Here is a 4481-nt window from a genome sequence, read left to right as displayed (position 1 = left end):
GCCTACCGGTTTGTCCACGCGGCCTAGAACAAACGCGGAACGCGTTCCCATCCCCCCCCAACCTTCGCCTGTCGAGCGAGACCCCGCCCATGGCCTCCGACTTGAGGAAGTTCGTCAATCCCAAGTTCCTGCGCACCGTGAGCCTGGAGCTCTTCCGCGAGTTGTTCGAGCGCGAGGCACCTGGCGCCGACCCGTCCGATTCGACCATCTTTGACCTGCCGGAGCCGGAGGCGCGAGCCGCGCTGACGAAGCTGTTCGAGGGGCCCGAGGACGCGCTGCCGAGCGGGCTGGTGGCGGATCTCCACCACGTCGCGGAGCTCGGCACCGAGGCTGGCATGGTGCTGCTGCAGGAACGCGCCGCGCGCCTGAAGGTCACCATTTCCGCCCCCGCCGACGACGGCACGGATGACGCGATCCCGCTCGACCCGAAGCACTTCGCGCTGCTCGCGTACCTCTGGTACCCGAAGGTGTTCGACGCTGCGTCGGACCTCGCGGCGCTTCAGGCGCGGTCGTCCTTCGCGGAGTACGTCGGCCGCGATGAGAGCGTCGAGCCCGTCCTGGCCGGTCTGGCCAAGGACGCCTTCGAGGCCGCGGCCGGCGAGATGTTCAGGCGCGATCATCGCGGTGCCCATTGCCGGGTCGACTGGTACGAGGATGGCGATACGCTGCGCGCTGTGGTTACCCATGGGGCACCCGTCTCGGTCCTGCCGGTGGTGGGGCGCGGGGGCGAGGAGGTGATCCGTTTCCGACGGCTCGAGTACGCGGTCCTCTCCTACCAGGTGAGCACCGGCCGGCTCGGCATCGCCGGGCTGCGCAAGGCGTTGCGCGCGGATCTGGCGGAGTTCTTCGCGCGCCACATCCTGCAGCGGCCCGGCTTCTTCGCCGGCGAGGATTGCCAGGACCTTTACACCCTGGAGCGCATCGAGCGGACGGGCCTCGGCTTCGGTGTCGATCACGCCTTCGACCCCGGGATCCAGCGCGTCGAGATCATCGAGGTGCAGTTGGACAGGCTCGACAGCGAGACGCGCGACGGCCACCCCATCGTCCTGGCGACGCACGTCACGCGCTCCTTCAGTGGCTCGGCCCTCATGCGCGTCCAGCAGCACACCGACCGTGTGGCGTTCGGCCCAGGACGGTACCGCATCGGGCATGTCGTGCTGCGCATCCACTTCGCCGGCAAGAAGCGCGCAATAAGCGTGACGGTGAAGATCAAGCCGCCGTCGCTCGCGGTGTTCAAGCGGCACCGCTTCGAGGCCCGCATCATGGAGCTCCTCCGCCGGAACGGCTTCTGCCTTGAACGACAGCCTGGCGAAGCTGCTGCTGCGGCGTAGCGCCGCGGGGCCGGAGCCGATCCTCTCTGGGCGCGACGCGGCACCGTTCCTGGGGCCGGCATTCGCGCGACTGCTCGCGAAGGGTATCCTCACGGAACTCCCGCCGGCCTCGAACTGGCCGCCCTGCGCGGGCTGCACCTGTGGGTTTGGCGAGCGACCGATCGTGGAGATCGACGGTCGGCTCGTTGCCGATTGCCCTGACGACGCGAGCGCGGGCACCGTGCTCGACGCTGCCGATCTCCGCAGCTTCGCCATCGCCGTCGATCGCCTTGTCGCCATGCTGGCCGCCGGCACAGGCTGGCTTGACCCGCCCGAGCGGCTCGCGGCCGGCGTCTGGCGGCTCGGAGACCTGGCCGAAGGCCGAGCCGTGGTTCTGGTCGTGGATCTGCTTGCCTTCCAGCCGTCCGTGCTCCTCCCGATCCTGCGGGCGGTCCCGGCGCCACCGAGCACCACGCTCCTCGTGCCTCCCGGCGTCGACGCCGATGCACGGCGCCCTTTCCTCGACATGCGCTACCACATGGTCGGGCTGCTCGACGCGCTGCATTCGACCGAGCTGAGCCTTCAGCGCGTTCGGCTCGCGCCATCGGCGCTGGGCACCGCAGGCACCGACCGGGACATGATGTTGCTGACCGTCAACGTCCTCGGCGTGACGGCCAGCTTCGCCGGCGCGCAGCTGCGGCTCCGGCCGCGTGACTGCGACGTTCTGGCGGTGCTGGCCCGTGAGGCGGCCGATGGCCAGGCGCTCGCGCGGCAGGACGACCTGCTCCGGGCCCTGTCCGGTGGAGAAGATCGGGCAGAGCCGATCGCCGTCGAACAGCTGGAAAAGTCGATCAGCCGCATCCGTGAGGCGATGTGCAGCGCGGCGGAGCTCCCGCGCCAGCAGGGCCGGAACTTGATCGTCAGCGTGACGCGGCGCGGCTACCGCCTGGCATCACCGCCCATCCGGGTGGTGCTCGCCTAGCCAGCGCGGCGGAGAGGATTCGGGGAGGATCGGGGGAGGAAGGCGAGAGGATTCCTCCGGCTGCTCGCCCGAGGCTGTGGCCATCGACCTCGATGGAGCCCAGCCCGAATGTCTCGCCCGATCACGCCCGCCGATCTCAGCACCATCCAGACCGTCGCCGCCGAGGAAGCCCGGAGGCTCGGGCGCAGCCTCGGCTTGCCTCCCCAGGACCGCGATGACCTCCGCCACGACCTGCTGGCGGACATCCTGTCGCGACTGCCCGCCTACGATCCGACCAAAGGCACGCTCGGCGCCTTCGCCCGCGTCTGCATGCGTCACGCCGCCNGCTCGGCGCCTTCGCCCGCGTCTGCATGCGTCACGCCGCCATCCGCATCGGTGAGCAGCACCGGCAGCGTCGGCGCTGCGCGCACACCGTCTCGCTCGACGACCGGCTGCCGGGCAGCGACGAGCTGACCTTCGCCGACGTCCTCACCGAAGCGGACAGCTACGGGAGCTGGTGCGGCCAGCCCTCCGACGCCTTCGCCGCGCTGGAGCGCCGCCTCGACCTGGAGCGCGCCGTCGGCGCCATCGACCCCGAGGATCACCCCCTCTGCGCCGCGCTGAGCCACCACACGCCGCATGAGTTCGGCGAGCAGCGCACGATGCCGCGCATGCGGATCTACCGGCGCATCCGCGAGATCCGGCTTCGGCTGCTCGCGGCCGGCATCCCCTCGGCGGCCTGATACGGAATTCGAGGTGCCCGAGTAATGCTGGTCATGGCCACCTGCTCTCCGATCCCCACCCCACCGCCGGCGCCGCTCACCGAGGCGGCGTTCTGCGCCTGGCTCGGCAACGCCGCGAGCGGCGATGCCATCACCTACCACCGCGGCGCGCTCGCGCGTGAGACGTGCCCGAGCCTGAACCTGCTGTCGGCGGACGAGCGCGTCCGCGTCGCGCGGCTGTCGAGCCGTGCGCTGAAGCTCGCCGAGGCGGGCCATGTCCATCTCGTGCAGCGCCGCCGCGGCTTCGAGGACTACGAGTACGTCGCCATCGCGCGGCGACGGCCGCGGCGGATCTCACCGCTGCTCCTCCCGCGCATCCTGGTGGAGGCGGCCTGATGCACGCCCCCGCCCTAAACCGCCCCACCCTCGACAGCCTGCGCCACCTGCCGGTGGGCGACATCATCGCGCTGCCGGCCGCGCACCTCGCCCTCCTCCAGGCCGAAGCGCGCGAGGCGGTCGAGGCCGCCAAGCGCATGCAGGACTGGATCGAGGCCGCCATCGCGCTCCGCTACGAGCAGCACGCGATCGGCGCCCGCGCCGCTGCCGGCAAGAACACCGGCACCGTGCGCTTCGACGACGGTGAGGTCGAGGTCACCGCGGAGCTGCCGAAGCGCGTGGAGTGGGACCAGCGCCGCCTCGCCGACCTCGCCGCGCAGATCCGCGCCGGCGGCGAGGATCCCGGCGAGTACCTCGAGGTCAGCTTCAAGGTGCCGGAGCGCGCCTACGTCGCCTGGCCGAAGCGCATCCGCCAGGCCTTCGAGCCGGCACGCACGGTCCGAACCGGCCGGCAGACCTTCCGGCTCACCCTGAAGGCGGGAGGCGCCTGATGCCGCTGCGCATCGTCACCGCCGACGAGCGTCTCTCCGCCGCGGCGAACAAGACCACCATGGCGCTGTTCGGCCCGAGCGGCGTCGGCAAGACCACGCTGGTCAAGACGCTGCCGCACGAGACCACGCTCTGCGTGGATCTCGAGGCCGGCATGAAGTCCGTCCAGGACTGGCCCGGCGACAGCATCCCGATCCGCTGCTTCGAGGACGCGATCGACCTCGCCTGCCTGATCGGGGGCGTGAACCCGGCCGCCGATCCGAACGGCTACTTCTCCACGGCGCACCACCAGCATCTCGTCGCCGCGCATCCCGACTTGGCCCGGCTGCTCACCGGCAAGAGCATCGTCTTCCTCGACAGCATCACCGACCTGACCCGCCAGGCGATGGCGTGGGCGAAGACGCGGCCTGAGGCCTTCTCCGACCGCACCGGCAAGCCCGACACGCGCGGCGCGTACGGCCTGATGGCGCGCGAGGTGATCGGGCTCCTGAAGCACCTGCAGCACGCCCCGGGCAAGAGCCTGATCATGGTCGGCATCCTGGAGCGCGTGACCGACGACCTCGGCCGCGTGTCCTGGCAGCCGCAGATGGAGGGCGGCAAGGC

At 70.9% G+C, this 4481-nt stretch carries 6 protein-coding genes; all 6 read left to right on the top strand.

Features of this window, described 5'->3' with window-relative positions; genetic code table 11:
* Positions 1-89 precede the first annotated feature (89 nt).
* Positions 90-1331, top strand: a complete 1242-nt coding sequence (locus tag ET526_RS20765; RefSeq protein ID WP_135470947.1) for a hypothetical protein — start codon at positions 90-92, stop codon at positions 1329-1331.
* Positions 1294-2292 carry a helix-turn-helix domain-containing protein gene (locus ET526_RS20760; RefSeq protein WP_135470945.1) on the top strand — a complete coding sequence of 333 codons (999 nt, stop codon included), beginning with the start codon at positions 1294-1296 and terminating at the stop codon, positions 2290-2292. The genes ET526_RS20765 and ET526_RS20760 overlap by 38 nt, the downstream gene beginning before the upstream one ends.
* 350 nt (positions 2293-2642) lie before the next feature.
* On the top strand, positions 2643-3014 hold the full coding sequence (locus ET526_RS20755; protein WP_135470943.1) for a hypothetical protein: 372 nt from the start codon (positions 2643-2645) through the stop codon (positions 3012-3014).
* Positions 3015-3047: 33 nt separating this feature from the next.
* Positions 3048-3389 carry a hypothetical protein gene (locus ET526_RS20750; protein ID WP_135470940.1) on the top strand — a complete coding sequence of 114 codons (342 nt, stop codon included), beginning with the start codon at positions 3048-3050 and terminating at the stop codon, positions 3387-3389.
* Positions 3389-3880, top strand: a complete 492-nt coding sequence (locus ET526_RS20745) for a hypothetical protein (RefSeq protein WP_135470938.1) — start codon at positions 3389-3391, stop codon at positions 3878-3880. Before ET526_RS20750 ends, ET526_RS20745 begins: the two co-directional genes overlap by 1 nt.
* Positions 3880-4481, top strand: a 602-nt coding sequence (locus ET526_RS20740; protein WP_135470936.1) for an ATP-binding protein, incomplete at its 3' end; no start/stop codon positions are given. The genes ET526_RS20745 and ET526_RS20740, both read left to right, overlap by 1 nt.

Origin of the sequence: Crenalkalicoccus roseus, assembly GCF_004761865.1 — a bacterium.
Lineage (GTDB): Bacteria > Pseudomonadota > Alphaproteobacteria > Acetobacterales > Acetobacteraceae > Crenalkalicoccus > Crenalkalicoccus roseus.
The sequence above is the reverse complement of the archived record's forward strand: the minus strand, read 5'-3'. Positions and strand labels throughout refer to the sequence as shown.